Raw genomic sequence first — 16,578 nt, 5'->3', positions numbered from 1 at the left:
CACCGCCCCGGGGATCACCATTCCGCTGGGGTCGGGCATCGGGCGCCTGGTCTTTGCGATTGAACATCGTTGGAATCCTGCTGTTCATCGCCCTGCTGCTCGGCACACCCAGGCGCGGCACCGACACGGCCTGGAAAGGGGGCGTGGGGATTGCCGGCCTCGTGCTGCTGCTGAAGAAGGCAGCGATCCGCCCCGGCTCGTCCCGCCGCACCGATGCGGTGCTGTCCGGGAACTTCGAGGGCGGATCGCTGTGGCACGACGCCTACATCGGCGCCGAAGGAGTATTGACCGTGGCGCTGGTTGTGCTGCTGGTCATGGCGGTGCGGCGCTGGGTGACGATCAGCGCGCGCTGACCAGCTCGGCGGCGTCGGCGGTGATCATGACCGATTCCAGGCGGGCCTGCTCGTCGGTCGGGTAGTGCACGGTGATCAATTCATCAGCCTGGGCTGTCTGCGCGAAATGCGCGAGGTACTCGGTGACCTGTTCGCCGGTGCCGACCGCCGAATACCGCATCATGTCCAGGATCTGCTGGGCCTGCGGTGTGTCCATGAGCATGTCGATTTCAGCCTCGGTGAACTCCTTGTTCGCTCCGCGGCCCAGGAAACTGGCCACGCGGTGGCGGCGTGCGACATTGAACAGTTCATGGGCCCGCTCGCTGGTCTGCGCGGCCAGCACACCGACGCCTGCGATGACGTACGGCTCGGAGAGCTGCTCGGAGGGGGTGAATTCCTCGCGGTACAGCTTTACCGCTTGGTGCAGGGCCGCGGGGGCGAAGTGCGATGCGAAGGAATATGGCAGGCCCAGCTGGGCTGCCAGCTTCGCCCCGAACAAGGACGAACCCAGGATGTACAGCGGGACGTTCGTTCCGGCCCCGGGGATGGCCTGCACCGAGGGGATGCGGGATTTGCCGGCGAGGTACGCCTGCAGTTCCAGCACGTCGTGCGGGAAGGAATCCGCGGCCGACGGATCGCGGCGCAATGCGCGAAGGGTCGTCATGTCGGTGCCCGGGGCACGGCCCAGTCCCAGATCAATGCGGTCGCCGAAAATCGTGGCCAAAGTGCCAAACTGCTCCGCGATCACCAACGGCGAGTGGTTCGGGAGCATGACGCCGCCGGATCCCAAGCGGATGCGCTCGGTGTGGTGGGCGATGTGGCCAATCAGCACGGAGGTCGCACTGGAGGCGATGTTCGGCATGTTGTGATGTTCGGCGTACCAGATGCGTTCGTAGCCGTGGCGTTCAGCGGTTTGCGCAAGCCGGACGGATGATTTGAATGAGTCTGCAATTGAGCCGCCGGGAGACACCGGGGCGAGGTCCAAAATCGATAGCTTCACCTTGGGCATAACCATGTGCCGGCTGCGTCTATTCCGTGGCGGGCACGGAAAAACCGATGGGTGGCTATCCATTGCGGATAGCCACCCATCGGGTGAAGTCAGGCGTTAGTGCCAAAGACCTTCTTTAGAGAGCACGGATGTCTGCAGCCTGCAGACCCTTTGGACCCTCAACTACTTCGAACTCAACCTTCTGGCCCTCGTCCAGGGTGCGGAAGCCCTGGGTCTGGATTGCGGTGAAGTGTGCGAAGACGTCTGGATCGCCGCTGTCTGGAGCGATGAAGCCGAAGCCCTTTTCAGCGTTGAACCACTTGACGATTCCGGTTGCCATATTCTTATTTGGTCCTTTCAGACGTTTCTCGCCATGGTTTGTGCGGCGAGCTTGGTTGTATCCACGCAAGTTCCACGCTGGTTGCGCGAGGTGAACTTGCGAAGCAGCCAAGTCATTCACTTCACGTCTAGAAGGGGTTCGCGCCAACCAGGGATGGTCCGACATTCACAAACTTCTAAAGGGTACTTCGCGAATTACTTTGGAACTACACTGCCTAGCCTACGTGGTCAAAGTCGACTTTTGAATAACTTTGCAGCAATTTATCGAAAATTTGAGATATCGTCGCGAAAGCTTCACTTCACGGCTGGTTTGATGATTTTCACGACCATGACCGCAGCGATCAGCGAAAGCACCGCGGCGATGCCCGAGGTGAACAGCACGCCGTGGTCGAAAGCCTGCGCGGCGGATTCGATCAGGGCCTGCGCCGAGGCCGGGTCCAGACCCGCAGCCACGTGGTGCGCGCCGCTGAGGGTTTCGCCCGCCTGGGCCGCCGCATCGGGGGACATGCTGCCCGGCACCTTGAGGTTCGAGCTGTAGACAGTGTTCAGGATGGTGCCCAGCACGGCGGTGCCCAGCACGGCGCCGACCTCGTACGCGGTCTCGGAAATGGCCGAGGCAGCCCCGGCCTTGGAAGCCGGCACCGCGGCCAGCGCCATGTCGTTGGACAGCGTTTCGGTCATGCCGATGCCGATGCCCAGCACGCAGAAGGCTGCCATGAGCAGCACGACGTTCGGGTTGCTGCCCGCCACGATCACCATGGTGTAGGCCGTGGCCGAGAACAGCAGGCCCAGGATCATGATGTTCGGCGAACCGAAGCGCTTGGACAGCGGTACGGAGAGCAGGCCGAAGCCCATGGTCAGGATCAGGCCCGGAGTCATCAACAGTCCGGCCTCGATCGGGCTGTAGCCGGCGATCAGCTGCAGGTGCTGGGAGACGAAGTAGATGAAGCCGACCAGCGAGAACACGCCGATGAGGTTCACGATCAGCGAGCCGGAGAAGCGGCCGTTGTTGAACAGGCGGACGTCGATCATCGGCTTGTCGGAGCCCAGCTGGCGCCGCACGAAGGTCACGCCGCACACCACCGCCAGTGCCAGGGCGCCCAGCGGGATGTACCATGGGCTGCTCGAGAAGGACTTGATGGCGTAGGTGAATGGCAGCAGGGTCATCACGATCAGCAGGATCGAGACCGGATCCACGCGTCCCGGGTTCGGGTCCTTGGACTCCGGAACCAGGATCAGCCCGCCGATCAGCAGCGGCAGCAGCATCGGGACGGCGATCAGGAAGACCGAGCCCCACCAGAAGTGCTCCAGCAGCAGGCCGCCGACGATCGGGCCGAGCACCGAGCCGCCGGAGAAGGCAGAGGCCCAGACAGCGATCGCGGTGCGGCGTTCGGTGTCATCGGTGAAGATATTGCGGATCAGCGACAGCGTGGCAGGCATCAGCATCGCGCCGAAGATGCCCAGCAGGGCGCGGGCGGCGATCAGCTGGCTCGCGTCGGTGGCGAACGAGGCCAGCGCGGAGACAATGGCGAAACCCGAGGCGCCGATCAGCAGCAGCCGGCGGCGTCCGATGCGGTCGCCCAGCGAGCCGAACGGCACCAGCAGGCCGGCGAGGATCAGCGGGTAGATGTCGATGATCCACAGCAGCTGCGCGCCGCTGGGGGAGAGGGCTTCGGAAATCGCCGGAACCGCGAAGGTGAGCACGGTGTTGTCCACCGAAATCAGCAGCACCGGGAAGAGGAGCGCTACCAGCGCCGCCCAACGTCGCGGCTTGGACAGCGTTGAGGTGTGGTCGGAGAGCAGTGGGCTCATGGGTATCATCCTGATGATCGTTAACGGGGCTGAATGCCTGAACAATTCGTAACTATACCGTCTGGACGGTATAGTTACAATTCTTGGGTATGGTTGTATCCATCACTTCAACTAATCGAATGGAGTCCCATGGCAAGGCCGGCGGCAGCGCGCGTCAAGGTTCTGGACGCATACATCTCATTGCTCTGCGAGGAAGGCGAGCGTGCAGCAACCCTGGAAGCGACCGCCGCGCTGGCCGGGGTGTCCAAGGGCGGGCTGCTGTACCACTTCGCCTCGAAGGAAGCCCTGGCCGATGCGGTTATTAAGTTAAGTGAAGAACTGATCCTGATCGACCTGAAGGACATGGCCCAGGCCGAAGAGGGGCCCGCCGCCTACTTCATCCGGACCAGCGCCGAGGTGAACACCGAACTGGACCGCCTGCTGGTGGCCCTGCATAGGCTTGCGCATTCGGGGGTTGAAGCGGCCACCGCGCAGATGGAAAGCATCAACGAGCGCTGGCTGGCCGCGCTCATGGAGGAAATCGGCGACAAGGATATCGCCCATCTGGTGATGCTGGTCAGCGAGGGGCTTTATGCTTTCTCCGGTACTCCGGGCACCTGGTACGCCCGCCATTTTGAAGGTAACCTGTCTCACTTACTAGAGTTGGTTCCGCAACTGAAAAAGTTGGGAACTAACAACCAGTAGTCAGCGGAGAACCAATCGATGTCGAATGCCAGCCCGAAAACCTCACTCAAGGGAAGAATCGGGGCACTGCTGGGCATTCTGCTGATGGCCCTGTCCCTGCGCGCAGCGGTCGTTTCCGTGCCGCCGCTGCTGGCCCGGATCCAGGTCGACATCGAATTCACCGAGTTCACCATCGGCCTGCTCGCCACCCTGGCGCCCATCGTCTTCGCTTGCTTCGGTCTGCTGACGCCGCGCCTGATCCGTTCCTTCGGGCTTGAGAAGACCCTCATCACCGCCATCGCGCTGGCCGTGGTCGGGCAGGTGGCTCGCGTCTTCATGCCGGAGGTCTATTCCTTCCTGGCGCTTTCGATCATCGCGCTGGCCGGATACGGCATGGGCAACGTGGTGCTCCCGCCGCTGGTCAAGAAATACTTCCCCGACCGCATCGGACTGGTGACCAGCGGCTACGTCACGATGCTTGCGGTAGGCACTTGGATGGCCCCGCAGTTCTCGGTGCCGTTGGCCAACGCCAGCGACTGGAAGATCTCCATCGGTTCCTGGGCGCTGCTGTCGATGATCGTCCTGGTGCCGTGGATCATCCAGCTGGTGGCCGACCGCAATGTGGACCGCCCGGACCAGCCGGTGCAGGCGGTCGGCGCGGCGCAGCCAATCGCGAAGATCAATCCGTGGAAGTCCAAGGTCGCCTGGGGCTTGGCCATCTTCCTGGCCGGCAATTCCGCGCAGACCTACGTGTACTTCACCTGGCTGCCGCCGTACCTGCAGGACCGCGGGCTGAGCGAGCTGTCCGCCGGCAACATGCTGGCCCTGTTCGCGATCCTCGGCCTGCCGGTCTCCCTCCTGGTGCCGCTGTGGGTTCCGCGCCTGAAGAATCCGATCATCGCTGTGCTGATCTTCACCGCCTGCTGGGTTTCGGGGCACCTTGGCATCTACCTGTCTCCCACCGAAGGCACCGTGCTGTGGGTCTGCCTGGCCGGTCTGGGCCAGGGAACCTTTGCCATCGCCCTGCTCATGATGAATCTGCGCTCGCGCACCACGTACGGATCCGGCGTGCTTTCGGGATTCGCCCAGGGCCTGGGTTACGCCGGCGCGGGCATCGTTCCGCTGCTGTTCGGCGTGGTGCAGAAGTCCACCGGCTCGTGGGGCCCTGCCTTCGCGATGCTCGGGGCCTGTGTGCTGGTGATGCTCATCGGCGCGATCATCATCAACCCGTCGCGCACCATCGAGGACAGCGTGGAAGGCTCCGAGAAAGCCGGCCGGCTCGAACGCATCGGGTAGGTTCCCGGGCGCCCGTGGCCTAGAAGTTCCGGCGTGGCCCGTCGCCGTGGTTCGGGATGTTCGGCTGCCGGTGCCAATGTCCGGCCGCCAGCGGGACGCTCCAGCCGAACCGGATCGAGGCCAGCCGCAAGACGAAGGTCAATCCGGCGATGCCAGTGCCAACCGCGATATTCAGCACATCGAAGTGCCAGGCGAACGCGGTGGCGGTGGCGCCGAGGATGGCCGGGAGGGCGTAGACGTCGCGGGGGTTGAACAAATCCGGGGTGACGTTCGAGATGACATCGCGCAGCATGCCGCCGCCCACGCCAGTGATCACCCCGAGCAGCACCGCGGTCACCGGGTTCACGTCGTTCTCCAGCGCCTTCATGGTGCCGGTCATGCAGAACAGCCCCAATCCCGCCGCGTCGAAGATCTGCACCAGCCGGTGCAGCTTCTGTACCGCAGGAGTGAAGGCGTACACGCACAGCGCTGCCAGCACCGGCGGCAGGAAATACACCGGATGCGCGAAGGTGGCGGGGGACTGGTTCAGGATCAGGTCGCGGACCACGCCACCGCCCAGGCCGGTGACGCCGCCGAGGAACGCCGATCCGAGCATGTCGAATCCTCGCCGCGCCGCCATCAGCGATCCTGAGACGGCAAAAAAGAAAATACCAACGAGTTCGATAAGGGTCAGCATTCACGGACTTTCACTGAGGATCCAACGGCAAAAAAGCGCAACGCTCAATTATTGCCCGTGAAGGCGCTCAGCGAATAATCGCCGCCAGCTTCACCAAGGTGTTGTGGTTCCGGGTCGTGATCACCCGCTTGCGGGCCTGGGCGGTGGTGAGCTTGGCCAGCGGATCGGTGGTGCTCTGCCCCTTGCGCACGATCCAGCACAGAGCCCTGCCCAGCACGTCCACCGCCGGCTGCGGATCAAGGCCGCGGGCCAGCTCGCAGAGCTCCGCCGCATCGGCGGCGGATTCGCACAGGGTGAGGTATCCGTGGTGCTCGGCCGCGGGCTCGGGCAGTTCCAGGACGAAGGGCTGCGCCAGCTGGAGGATCTCCTCCCGGGTATAGATCAGTGTGGGAATGCTCCGGCCGTAGCGCTCCTCCAGCAGCTCGTTGCACCGCCGCTGCACGGCCTGCGCCTCGGAGAGCTCGGATTCGAGGACTACGTTGCCGCTGGCCAGCAGCGTGCGCACCTCGGTGAAGCCGCCGTCGGCCAGCAACGAGGCCAAATCCTTCATCAGGACCTTGACCCCGCCCACGTTCACGCCGCGCAGAAAGACCGCAAAAGTTGTCATGAGTTAATCCAAGCCGAACATCTTTGTACTTGTCGAGGGTCGTTTGGCATCAAAAATCTGGTTAGGATCGAATCATGCCTTCGAAACTGCCCTACGGATCCTGGCCCTCGACTATTTCCGCGAACGACGTCGCCGCGGGGACCAAACCACTAGGCGGTGCATGCTTCCACGGGCAGAACGTCATCGTCCAGGAAGGCCGCCCTGCGGAAGGCGGACGCATCACCCTGGTCAGCTACCCGCTGGATCAGCCGGGTGAACCAATCGAGTTGATCAGCAAGCCCTACAACGTCCGCTCCCGGGTCCACGAGTACGGCGGTGCCAGCTGGAAGCTGGTCACCGGGCGCCTGCAGGACGCCATCGTCTTCACCAACTTCGCCGACCAGCGGGTGTACCTGCAGCAGCTCGGGCAGGTTACCCCGATCGCACTGACCCCGGACTCGATGTCCGGCGGGAACCCGCAGCTGCGCTTCGCGGAGTTCATCGACGGACCCAACCGCAGCGTGCTGGCCATCATGGAAGACCTGCGCTCCGAGCCGGTGCGCCACATCGTGCAGATCCCGCTGGACGGCTCCGCGGCCCAGGACGCCACCCGTATCCGGGTGCTCACCGCGCCGGCCCGCTTCGTGGCCGCGCCCCGGCTGAGCCCCTCGGGAAAGATGCTGACCTGGATCAGCTGGGAACACCCGAACATGCCCTGGGACGGAACGCAGCTGCACCTGGCCGAGGTGGCAGGCAACGGGCAGCTGGAAGACACCGTGATCGCCGGGGCCCAAGACATCTCGATCATGCAGCCCGAATGGGTGGACGAGGACCGCATCGCGTACGTCAGCGACGAATCCGGCTGGTGGAATCCCTACATCCACCAGGTCAGCTCCGCCCGCGCCACCCGGCTGGTAGACCGCGCCGCGGAATTCGCCGGACCGCTGTGGCAGGTCGGAAGTGCCTGGTACGTGCTGGAGGACCAGCGCACCCTGCTGTGCTCCTACGGCACCGGTACCACCAAGCTGGCACGGGTCCATGCGCTGACCGGGGGACTGGAGGACCTGCCGCTGCCCTTCACCCGGGTGCGCCCGCTGCAGGTGCGCGACGGCTGGCTGCTGGCCGGAACCTCCTCGATGACCCAGGGCGAGCAGATCACGCTGGTCAACCTTGACACCCTGGAGCACCGCGCCGTCGCCGGTTCCATCGCGCGGCTTCCTGATCCGGCCATGCTGCCGCAGGTCGAGGAATTCGAGTGCACGAACGTGGCCGGCCAATCGGTCCACGCGCTGCTGTACCGCCCGCGCCAGGACGGTTTGACCGGCCTTGACGGCGAGCTGCCGCCCTATGTCACCTTCGTGCACGGCGGGCCGACCGCGCAGGCCGCGGCCACGCTGAATGCAACCATCGCCTACTACACCTCGCGCGGCATCGGCGTGGTGGACGTGAACTACGGCGGCTCCACCGGATACGGCCGCGACTACCGCAACCGCCTGCGCGGCCAGTGGGGCGTCGTGGATGTTGCGGATACCGTCTCGGTGATCAAGGCGCTGGTGGCCCGCGGGATCGCGGATCCGGCGCGCATGGGCATCGAAGGCGGCAGTGCCGGCGGATGGACGGTGCTCAGCGCGTTGACCAACTCCGAGGTGTTCCGCGCCGGGATCAGCCGCTACGGCGTCTCGGACCTGGTCGCCCTGGTGCAGGACACCCATGATTTCGAGTCCCAGTACATGTTCTCGCTGGTCGGACCATACCCCGAAGCCGCGGAGCTGTATGAGAAGCGCGCGCCGATCAACCACGTGTCAAAGATTTCCTGTCCGGTCCTGTTGCTGCAGGGGGACGAGGACCTGGTGGTTCCGCCGTCGCAGTCGCAGGTCGTGGCCGACGCGCTCGCCGCCCGCGGCATTCCCCATGCCTACATCCTGTTTCCCGGGGAGCAGCACGGTTTCCGCCAATCGGAGAACATCGTCAGCGCCCTGGAAAGCTCGCTGGCCTTCTACGCGCAGATCTTCGGCTTCGAAACCGATGCCCCGGCCATCGAGCTGTCGTAGCGCGGCGGATGACCCGGCCTAGTCTTCGGGGTCGATCCAGGAGGCCCTCAGACGATCCATTTCGCGGCGGTCCTTCTTGGTGGGGCGGCCTGCACCGCGTTCGCGCACCGGAACCTGCGGGACGATGATTTTCTCGCGCGGTTCGCTGTGGTCGATGTAGCATTTCACGGCCACGGAGGCGCTCATGCGCTTGGAGATCAGGCCGACGACTTCCAGCTCGCGATCGAAGCCGTTCTTGCGCACACGCACGCGGTCGCCCGGAACCACCGGCTGCGCGGCCTTTGCGGACACTCCATTCAGCCTCACATGGCCGGCGCGGCAGGCAGCCGTCGCCTCGGACCGCGTCTTGTAGGCGCGGACAGCCCAAAGCCAGGCATCAATTCGGATTTTGCCGGTTGTCGGAATTTCGAGCATGAAAAAAGTCTAGGCCAGGACCTGAGCGGGCCGCGCGCACTAGTTGGCTTGGGCGGTCGCGTCGTCGCAGGCCTGCACGAGGCGTTCCTGCAATCGGGTGGACACCGAGTCGCCGGAATCGGCCAGATCGTTCAGGACGTCAACCAGATCCTGTGGCAGGCCCCCGCCTTCTACCGCACCGACCAGCGATGTCAGTACACGCAGTTCGCTCGCGTCGATTCGACCGTCCTGGATCGGCGCGCAAGCCTGCCGGACGATTTCCTTGGACGCCGCATCGGTGAGCTCGTTGGCCGCCGAATTCGCCGTGTCCTGGATGACCGAGCAGCCCGCGCTGAAGAGTGTTGCCGATGACACCAGAAGCAGGATTGCCGCGTTCCGAACCTTTACTTTCCCCATGGCAATAAATCTTAGCCGCGAACTTTTGGGATCTCCTGAAAGCCAGCCGAGTCGATCATTAGAACCGAAACGCTCATGGGGCACAATGGTTCGGTGAGTAGCGATCAGAAGAACAACGCAGTCAGCAATGCCACCGAACAGCGCATCATCGAGGTGCTGGCCCGGGAACTGTCCGTCGAATCGATGGTGCAGCCCTGGCAGGTCAAGGCCGCTATTGAACTGCTGGATTCCGGATCGACGGTGCCCTTCATTGCGCGCTACCGCAAGGAAGTCACCGGCATGCTCAGCGACAGCCAGCTGCGACTGCTCGAAGAACGCCTGCGCTACCTGCGCGAACTCGAAGACCGCCGCGTGGTGGTCCGCGAAGCTATTTCCGAAGCCGGCAAGCTGACCGACCAGCTCGATGCGGCCATCACCGCAGCGAGCACCAAATCCGAGCTGGAGGACATCTACCTCCCGTTCAAGTCCAAGCGCCGCACCAAGGCCCAGATTGCCCGCGAAGCCGGCCTGGAGCCGCTGGCGGACCTGCTGCTCACCAATCCGCAGACCGACCCGGCGGCCGCTGCCGCCGACTATCTCAACGCCGACGCCGGATTCCCGACAGATCTGGAGGTGCTTTCCGGAGCCCGTTCAATCGTCACCGAGCGGGTTTCCCAGGATGTCGTGCTGGCGGCAGACCTGCGAGAGCGCCTGTGGACCAACGGCAAGATCGGCGCCAGCGTCGCCGCCGGAGCCACAGCGGAAGGCCAAGGCAAGTACTCCGACTATCTGGACTACGTGGCGGACTTGGACAACCTGCCATCCCACCGCGTGCTCGCGCTGCTGCGCGGGGAACGCGACGGGGTGCTGAACCTTCAGCTGGCCGAGGCGGACCCGCGCGACGCGGAAGCCGTTGACCAGGCCCGCGCAGGCTACGAGAACGCGATCGCCGCTTCGCTGGGAATCAATGCCCCGGCTGACGCCCCGGCCGGCAAGTGGCTGGCCCAGACCGTGCGCCTGGCCTGGAAGGCCCGCCTGCTCACCCGCTTCGAATCGGATCTGCGTTCGCGCCTGTTCGAGGAAGCCGAGGACGCCTCGGTGAAGATCTTCGCCGCGAACCTGCGCGACGTGCTGCTGGCCGCACCGGCCGGCAACAAGGCAGTTCTGGGGCTGGATCCGGGACTGCGCACCGGCGTCAAGGTCGCAGTCGTGGACCTGACCGGCAAGTCCATCGAGACTGCCACCATCTACCCGCACGCACCGGCGAACAAGTGGAACGAATCGGTCGCGATCCTGACCCGGCTGGCGCAGAAGCACGGCACCACCTTGATCGCAGTGGGCAACGGCACCGCAGGGCGCGAAACCGACCGGCTGGCCGCCGAAGTCATCAAGGCACTGGGTACCGCCGAGGTCAGCAAGGTCATCGTCTCGGAGGCCGGTGCCTCGGTGTACTCGGCTTCCGAACTGGCAAGCCAGGAGCTGCCGGGCATGGACGTGTCGCTGCGCGGCGCGGTTTCCATCGCCCGCCGGTTGCAGGATCCGCTGGCTGAACTGGTCAAGATCGACCCCAAGTCCATCGGCGTGGGCCAGTACCAGCACGATGTCACCGCCTCGAAGCTCGACCGCGCGCTGGACGCCGTGGTTGAGGACTGCGTGAACGCCGTGGGCGTCGACGTGAACACCGCGTCCCCGTCGCTGCTGGCCCGCGTGGCCGGCGTCGGACCGCTGCTGAGCCGCAACATCGTCGAGCACCGCAACGCCAACGGGCCCTTCGCCACGCGCAAGGACCTGCTCAAGGTGCCGCGCCTCGGCGCCAAGGCATTCGAGCAGTGCGCTGGATTCCTGCGCATCACCGGCGGCGAGGAACCGCTTGACGCCTCTTCGGTGCACCCGGAAGCCTACGACCTGGCCCGCGCACTGCAGAAGGCCGCCGCGCAGCAGGGCCGCCGCCTTGAGGAACTGAAGCCTGCGGACTTCGTCACCGAGCAGTTCGGCGAACCGACCATCCGCGACGTGGTGGCAGAGCTGCAGCGTCCGGCCCGCGACCCGCGCGGCGAATTCGTCACTGCGACGCTGAAGGAAGGCGTTGAATCAATCGGCGACGTCAAGCCGGGAATGATCATGGAAGGCACAGTCTCCAACGTGGCGGCGTTCGGCGCCTTCGTCGATCTGGGTGTGCACCAGGACGGGCTGATCCACGTGTCGGCGATGAGCACCAAGTTCATCTCGGATCCGCGCGAAGTGGTCAGCTCCGGGCAGATCGTCAAGGTCAAGGTGCTGGAGGTGGATACGGCCCGCAAGCGCATCTCGTTGACCCTGCGACTGGATGATGAGCTGCCGGCCGCCGGCGAATCCGGCAAGCCGAACGGGCAGCGCGAGCGCAGCCCGCGCGGCCACGGACAGAATTCCCGCTCCGGACAGCAGCGCTCGGGCAACCGGGGCCGGCCGAATGGCGGCAACCGGGCCGAAGCTCCTTCGGGAAACACGGCCATGGCAGAAGCCCTGCGGCGGGCAGGATTGGGCAAATAGGACGTGCATGTTCGCCTTCCCTAAGTTAGGTTAGTGCGGGCTATGTCAACCCGGGCCCAACTAGGGTTTATTGCCTAATTCCAGTACGACTAAGTGAGTCCAAACTTCGATGACAACGGTTTTGAAGCGTTCTAGTCTAAAGACATGGAACTTACAGGAAAACTGGCAGAAGCCTTCAACACGCAGGTAACCCTCGAACTGACTGCTGCAACGGTTTACCGCCAGCTGGCAGTTGAAATGGATATCATGAGCCTTCCTGGCATCGCCGGTTGGTTCCGAGCCCAGGCCGCTGAAGAAATCGTCCATGCTGAAAAGTTCATGGACCACATGACCGACCGATCGGCACACCCGAGGATCGGCGAGCAGTCGGCTCCCGTAGTCAACGTGAAATCCGTTGCGGATGCCTTCGCTGCATCCTTGGCCCACGAGCAGAAGGTCTCGGAAGCGATCCGCGAGCTGTACCGCTTGGCGCAGACCGAGGGGGATATCGACTCGCTTCCGTTGCTGCACTGGTTCATCGACGAACAGGTCGAAGAAGAAGCCACGGTCTCCGAGATCCTGGACCGTGTCAACTTGATCGGAAACGACGGCAACGGACTGCTTCGCCTGGATTCCGAATTGGGCGCGCGCAAGTGAAACTAATACGCAGAAGAACCAACTTCTAAAAATGGAATAAACTTAGGGGAAGCGACATTTGTTGCTTCCCCTAAGTTTTCTTTTTGAGGTGCTCGTGAATCAGATGGGTTATTCGCAGTCAACGGCTCGTTCGTCGTCGGCATCGCGTACGCATCGAACCACGGCACCATTGAAACTGCGCAAGGGCGCAGGCCGGCACTACCTGGTGCAAAGCAATTTGGATCAGGGAACCGAGCTGACCTTGGTCAAGGTGCACGGTTCGTGGGCGCACGTCTATGTTCACAAGATTTATGGATGGGTGCCGAACATTTATCTGGAACCGATTCCGGCGGAGTTCGATGAGCCTGTGGTTAACCAGTCTGACGACGATCACGACGAACGAACCCTCTCACGTTACTCCCTGGTCGAGACGACGCACTCGACCACCGCGACCCTCAATCTGCGCAAGGGCAGCGGCACCGGATATCCGGTGCTCATGGTGATCGATCAGGGCGCCAAGGTGCGTCTGCTGCTCCAGCAGGGGCTGTGGTCCCAGATCCAATGCGGAAAGCTGCACGGCTGGGTGCCGAGCATGTACCTTCACGAGCTGCCGGCCCGACCTGCAAAGGGCGGATTGATGGCAGTTCCCAATCAGCGTGCGCTGACTACGATCGGCTTGAACGCACGTCGCGGACCGGGCGACCACTACGGTTTGGCGCGCATCCTCCAGGCGGACACCGCCGTGGTGATTGTCGCCCGACAGGGTGCCTGGCGACAGATCGACCGCGACGGTGAACAAATGTGGATCCCGGCCAGCCAGCTGCGCACTGTCTACTAGAACTCAGGCAATCTGCAGATCAGCGGACGTGATCAGGCCGGTTTCCGCCGCAATGACTGCAAGCTGCACCCGGTTTGTCACCGAAAGCTCATCCATGATGCGTGCCAGATAGAGTTTCACCGAGCCCTCACTGATGTGCACCGCACGGGAAATCTGGACATTGGTCAGACCTGCGGCAACCAGGCTGACCAGCTGCCGGTCGCGTCCGGACAATGCCCGGATAATCGTCTGGTTTTCCGTGCGCTTCTCCATGCGAACCGGGTACTCCCAGCCATCCGTTGGCGGAGCGAACAACTGGTACCCGGCGGCCACCATGCGCAGCGCACTGGGCAATTCCGTGCTGATGGAACTCTTGGAGATGATTCCTGAGCTTCCCGCATCGTAGGCCTGTGTCACTTCGTCGCGGTTGTACCTGGTAGCCAACACGACCACTTTGCTGTTTGGCGCCGCGGCTACGATTTGGCGGACGGACTTGAAAAGGCTGTCTCCGCTCAGCGAAGTCTCCAATAGAATAATGTCTGGCTTTGTCTGCGATGCGTTCTCCAACGCTTCAGCCATCGATCCTGCAATAGATTCAACGACGATATCTCGTTCTGCTGTCAGTGCACCTACGATTCCGGCACGCGAAAAATGATCGCTGTCGGCAAGATGAACTCGAATTTCAGTCATTGGGGGCATCCTTGGCTTGGCTTCCGTCAACTCAGGCCTGCAGCATCTTGCCCCTCACGTCCCCGCGTGATCCCGTGCTGCAACTAGGTTCATTCTATGGCCAAGCAGTTAGAGGAAATAACCCCACCGGCAAATGTTAATTGTTCACTTGACCAGTTGCAGAGTGAGCCAATCCTCTTTACGAATTCTGTTAACCGGCGAGAACGCCGAAGATACGCGCAAGCAGAGAAATAAGTTACCGCGCAGTTTATCCCATTAGTGATGGAAATTATCCAACTGGATAGAAAATATGACCTCAATCTGCCAAGAAATAGCTGAAAGAAACCTGAGTGCGCAGATACCTCGCACCTAGGGTCGATATGGGGCTTGCCTAAAGTTCCGCGATCACAAACAACCAGGGAGGACTGCGGTGCAAGATAGTCATTTGCCGCCTGAGAAGAAGGGTGCGGCCCCTCGTGCTGCTCGTCGGGTTCTAGCCGGCGCTGTAGTTACAAGTCTGTTTATCGCACCATGTGTGACCGCCGCTTATGCGGCACCGACAGATACGTCCGAGGCTCTAGGCCGGACAATCGACCTTAATCTATTGACGATTCCTGTAGCAGATGCAGGATTCGCACACTCCGGAAGTCCGAGTTCACCGGCTGCGGAACACGCACCTTTGAACGTAAGCGCGCTTGGCGCGCTAAATCTGGATCTGGGGCAGGGTCTGCAACTTCCACTTATCGGCGAGGCAGGCACTGGGCTCCTTCAGCTCGGCCAAGCCGGCGTGCTCAATTCTTTCGCTGAGGCTTCATCGGCCACCAGCGCCAAGGCTGGAGCCGGTGCAGTAAGCGCAAACGGCGCGATTGCGCTGGATGCCGAGGGCTCGGACTCAATGATGGCGAATATTGATCTGACTAAGTTGCTTGAGCAACTTGAGGTCGACAATCTGACTGACGCGCTAATTGATGAAGCGTCCTTGGAAATTGGCGCTCTCGGCTCGACTGCTGAGAAGACGAACGGTTCCGTGAAGACCGAATACTTGATCGCTGGCGCCAATGCAACGATCAGCAGCCCCGCTGTTGAAGGGCTGACTACCTCACTTGGCGGTGTGGTTGACGGACTCGGCACTACGTTGAATACGACGCTGTCGTCTGATGGTGTCTTGGGAACCATTACTTCTGGTCTCGAAGCTATCGATATTGATCTGAGGCCCTTGGCCCGGATCGGCGTTACTGATTCCAAGGTTGCGCTCGACGGTGTAGATGCTGCATTGAACCAGGTGAAGACCGATGTGCTGCAAGGCGTCATCACCTCCGAAACTGGCCTTGTTTCGATCGACCTGAGCACAGGAGAAGTCTCAGTTGATCTGTCTAAGGTAACGACCGGTGGTCTGAACGGGAAAACGGCAAACTATGAGCTTCTTAGCGCGGAAGCGGTTCAGGAAATTGCCGATGAAGTTACTTCGGCCCTGTCCAGTATTATCACCGATCTGCGAGATGCACTTGTCGCAGCTCTAGACGAAATTGATATCGTGGTCGATCTGGGCCTGGAAGCACGACTCTTGGTACCTTTGGCAACGGGTGACGCGAAAATTACGGGCAGCGTCGCAAGCTTCCTTGGGCTAGTGGATACTGAGCCAACTACCGTTGTGAACTTGAACCTTGCAGGACTCAACCTTGGTGCGCTCGTCACACCGCTCGTTGAGGGCGTCGTTGGAGTCGTCGGTGGAGCCATCGGTCCGGTTCTTAACCCAGTGGTTGATGGGCTTGCCGGAACTATCACGGGCATTGTTGATGGCGTAACCAAGCCGCTTGAACCTGTGCTTGAAGGCGTTTTGAATGAAATCGTTGAAGTCACCCTGAACGAACAGGGCAAAACCACCATCGACGATCCGAGCGTAGACCCTGACTCTACGCAAGAAGCGGACTACGTGACTGCTTTGTCCGTGACTTTGCTGCCAGGAATGGGCGAGCAAGCGAATAAAGTTTCGCTGGCTCGTTCGGAAGTTCGTGCTGATGATCAGGCGACGGCAAAGGTCGAGATCTTATCGCCAGAAGATTCTTCCGTACTAGAGCCTGGTGATGTTGAAGTGACGGGCAAGGGCGAGCCTGGTACTGAGATTCTGGTTGCCCTTGACGGTGGTGAAGCAGTTTCTGTAGTGGTTGATCCTGACGGCAACTGGCGGCACGTCTTCACTGGTGTTCCTGAAGGTGAACATTTCATCACCGCAGCAGATGAGCTTACTAATGATCGGGTTGATTTCAAATCCGAAGCTCAAAGTTCGGGGGAAAACGTCTCAGATAACACTGCGGATAATACCGCTGTGAACACTGCGGATAACGCGGCTGAGAACACCGATGCGAACACGGATGTGAACACTGCGGATAACGCGGCTGCGAACACCGATGCGAAC

The 16,578-nt window shown here is 62.1% G+C and carries 16 protein-coding genes; 8 read left to right on the top strand and 8 right to left on the bottom strand.

Annotation, left to right across the window (positions count from 1 at the left end; genetic code table 11):
* Window positions 1–59: 59 nt before the first annotated feature.
* Window positions 60–353, top strand: a complete 294-nt coding sequence (locus C1H84_RS06665; protein ID WP_244910835.1) for a hypothetical protein — start codon at window positions 60–62, stop codon at window positions 351–353.
* Here C1H84_RS06665 and C1H84_RS06660 read toward each other — a convergent pair.
* The 3 genes from C1H84_RS06660 to C1H84_RS06650 form a co-directional block, all read right to left on the bottom strand.
* On the bottom strand, window positions 340–1,347 hold the full coding sequence (locus C1H84_RS06660; protein ID WP_220124887.1) for an LLM class flavin-dependent oxidoreductase: 1,008 nt from the start codon (window positions 1,345–1,347) through the stop codon (window positions 340–342). The two genes, C1H84_RS06665 and C1H84_RS06660, sit on opposite strands and share 14 nt — an antisense overlap.
* A gap of 109 nt (window positions 1,348–1,456) precedes the next feature.
* A complete protein-coding gene (locus C1H84_RS06655) occupies window positions 1,457–1,660 on the bottom strand; it encodes a cold-shock protein (RefSeq protein WP_028268826.1) in 204 nt (67 codons plus the stop codon).
* Window positions 1,661–1,953: 293 nt separating this feature from the next.
* Complete coding sequence (locus tag C1H84_RS06650; protein ID WP_113606929.1) at window positions 1,954–3,471, bottom strand: MFS transporter; 1,518 nt, start codon at window positions 3,469–3,471, stop codon at window positions 1,954–1,956.
* Between the two features lie 129 nt (window positions 3,472–3,600).
* Here C1H84_RS06650 and C1H84_RS06645 point away from each other — a divergent pair, with 129 nt between their 5' ends.
* Together C1H84_RS06645 and C1H84_RS06640 are read left to right on the top strand one after the other, a co-directional pair.
* Window positions 3,601–4,155, top strand: a complete 555-nt coding sequence (locus tag C1H84_RS06645) for a TetR/AcrR family transcriptional regulator (RefSeq protein WP_047119991.1) — start codon at window positions 3,601–3,603, stop codon at window positions 4,153–4,155.
* A gap of 18 nt (window positions 4,156–4,173) precedes the next feature.
* Entirely contained in the window at window positions 4,174–5,430 is a 1,257-nt protein-coding gene (locus C1H84_RS06640) for an MFS transporter (RefSeq protein ID WP_047119990.1), read from the top strand.
* 19 nt (window positions 5,431–5,449) lie between these two features.
* Here C1H84_RS06640 and C1H84_RS06635 read toward each other — a convergent pair whose 3' ends face one another.
* Both C1H84_RS06635 and C1H84_RS06630 read right to left on the bottom strand, forming a co-directional pair.
* The gene (locus C1H84_RS06635; protein ID WP_053798706.1) at window positions 5,450–6,106 is read right to left on the bottom strand and encodes a trimeric intracellular cation channel family protein; all 657 of its coding nucleotides are present in this window, start codon (window positions 6,104–6,106) and stop codon (window positions 5,450–5,452) included.
* Between the two features lie 67 nt (window positions 6,107–6,173).
* Window positions 6,174–6,713 (bottom strand): DUF1697 domain-containing protein, encoded by a 540-nt coding sequence (locus C1H84_RS06630; protein WP_113606928.1) that lies wholly within the window; start codon window positions 6,711–6,713, stop codon window positions 6,174–6,176.
* A gap of 74 nt (window positions 6,714–6,787) precedes the next feature.
* Here C1H84_RS06630 and C1H84_RS06625 point away from each other — a divergent pair, with 74 nt between their 5' ends.
* Window positions 6,788–8,743, top strand: a complete 1,956-nt coding sequence (locus C1H84_RS06625) for a S9 family peptidase (protein ID WP_113606927.1) — start codon at window positions 6,788–6,790, stop codon at window positions 8,741–8,743.
* Window positions 8,744–8,761: 18 nt separating this feature from the next.
* Here C1H84_RS06625 and C1H84_RS06620 read toward each other — a convergent pair whose 3' ends face one another.
* Together C1H84_RS06620 and C1H84_RS06615 are read right to left on the bottom strand one after the other, a co-directional pair.
* The gene (locus C1H84_RS06620; protein ID WP_113606926.1) at window positions 8,762–9,157 is read right to left on the bottom strand and encodes an RNA-binding S4 domain-containing protein; all 396 of its coding nucleotides are present in this window, start codon (window positions 9,155–9,157) and stop codon (window positions 8,762–8,764) included.
* Window positions 9,158–9,196: 39 nt separating this feature from the next.
* The gene (locus C1H84_RS06615) at window positions 9,197–9,511 is read right to left on the bottom strand and encodes a hypothetical protein (RefSeq protein WP_244910834.1); all 315 of its coding nucleotides are present in this window, start codon (window positions 9,509–9,511) and stop codon (window positions 9,197–9,199) included.
* A 135-nt stretch (window positions 9,512–9,646) separates the two neighbouring features.
* Between C1H84_RS06615 and C1H84_RS06610 the strand changes: the two genes are divergently transcribed.
* The 3 genes from C1H84_RS06610 (at window position 9,647) to C1H84_RS06600 (ending at window position 13,514) form a co-directional block, all read left to right on the top strand.
* Window positions 9,647–12,061, top strand: coding sequence for a Tex family protein (locus C1H84_RS06610; protein WP_244910833.1), 2,415 nt, complete (start codon window positions 9,647–9,649; stop codon window positions 12,059–12,061).
* Between the two features lie 144 nt (window positions 12,062–12,205).
* Window positions 12,206–12,697 carry a ferritin gene (locus C1H84_RS06605; protein WP_047119984.1) on the top strand — a complete coding sequence of 164 codons (492 nt, stop codon included), beginning with the start codon at window positions 12,206–12,208 and terminating at the stop codon, window positions 12,695–12,697.
* 169 nt (window positions 12,698–12,866) lie between these two features.
* Window positions 12,867–13,514, top strand: coding sequence for an SH3 domain-containing protein (locus C1H84_RS06600; protein ID WP_053798700.1), 648 nt, complete (start codon window positions 12,867–12,869; stop codon window positions 13,512–13,514).
* Between the two features lie 3 nt (window positions 13,515–13,517).
* Here the strand turns inward: C1H84_RS06600 and C1H84_RS06595 are convergent, their stop codons facing one another.
* Entirely contained in the window at window positions 13,518–14,183 is a 666-nt protein-coding gene (locus C1H84_RS06595) for a response regulator transcription factor (protein WP_181728059.1), read from the bottom strand.
* Window positions 14,184–14,697: 514 nt separating this feature from the next.
* On the opposite strand from C1H84_RS06595, the gene C1H84_RS06590 reads away from it, so the two are divergent.
* A partial coding sequence (locus C1H84_RS06590; RefSeq protein WP_181728058.1) for a choice-of-anchor G family protein occupies window positions 14,698–16,578 on the top strand: 1,881 nt, incomplete at its 3' end.

The organism is Glutamicibacter soli, from assembly GCF_003309065.1.
GTDB classification, from domain to species: domain Bacteria; phylum Actinomycetota; class Actinomycetes; order Actinomycetales; family Micrococcaceae; genus Glutamicibacter; species Glutamicibacter soli.
This window is presented reverse-complemented; position numbering and strand designations above follow the sequence as displayed.

Bases quoted from the DNA above. Each gene is read 5' to 3' on its own strand.
- C1H84_RS06595 (WP_181728059.1), bottom strand. From the start codon at position 14,183: ATGACTGAAATTCGAGTTCATCTTGCCGACAGCGATCATTTTTCGCGT.
- C1H84_RS06660 (WP_220124887.1), bottom strand. From the start codon at position 1,347: ATGGTTATGCCCAAGGTGAAGCTATCGATTTTGGACCTCGCCCCGGTG.
- C1H84_RS06640 (WP_047119990.1), top strand. From the start codon at position 4,174: ATGTCGAATGCCAGCCCGAAAACCTCACTCAAGGGAAGAATCGGGGCA.
- C1H84_RS06625 (WP_113606927.1), top strand. From the start codon at position 6,788: ATGCCTTCGAAACTGCCCTACGGATCCTGGCCCTCGACTATTTCCGCG.
- C1H84_RS06650 (WP_113606929.1), bottom strand. From the start codon at position 3,471: ATGAGCCCACTGCTCTCCGACCACACCTCAACGCTGTCCAAGCCGCGA.
- C1H84_RS06645 (WP_047119991.1), top strand. From the start codon at position 3,601: ATGGCAAGGCCGGCGGCAGCGCGCGTCAAGGTTCTGGACGCATACATC.
- C1H84_RS06630 (WP_113606928.1), bottom strand. From the start codon at position 6,713: ATGACAACTTTTGCGGTCTTTCTGCGCGGCGTGAACGTGGGCGGGGTC.
- C1H84_RS06620 (WP_113606926.1), bottom strand. From the start codon at position 9,157: ATGCTCGAAATTCCGACAACCGGCAAAATCCGAATTGATGCCTGGCTT.
- C1H84_RS06655 (WP_028268826.1), bottom strand. From the start codon at position 1,660: ATGGCAACCGGAATCGTCAAGTGGTTCAACGCTGAAAAGGGCTTCGGC.
- C1H84_RS06605 (WP_047119984.1), top strand. From the start codon at position 12,206: ATGGAACTTACAGGAAAACTGGCAGAAGCCTTCAACACGCAGGTAACC.
- C1H84_RS06635 (WP_053798706.1), bottom strand. From the start codon at position 6,106: ATGCTGACCCTTATCGAACTCGTTGGTATTTTCTTTTTTGCCGTCTCA.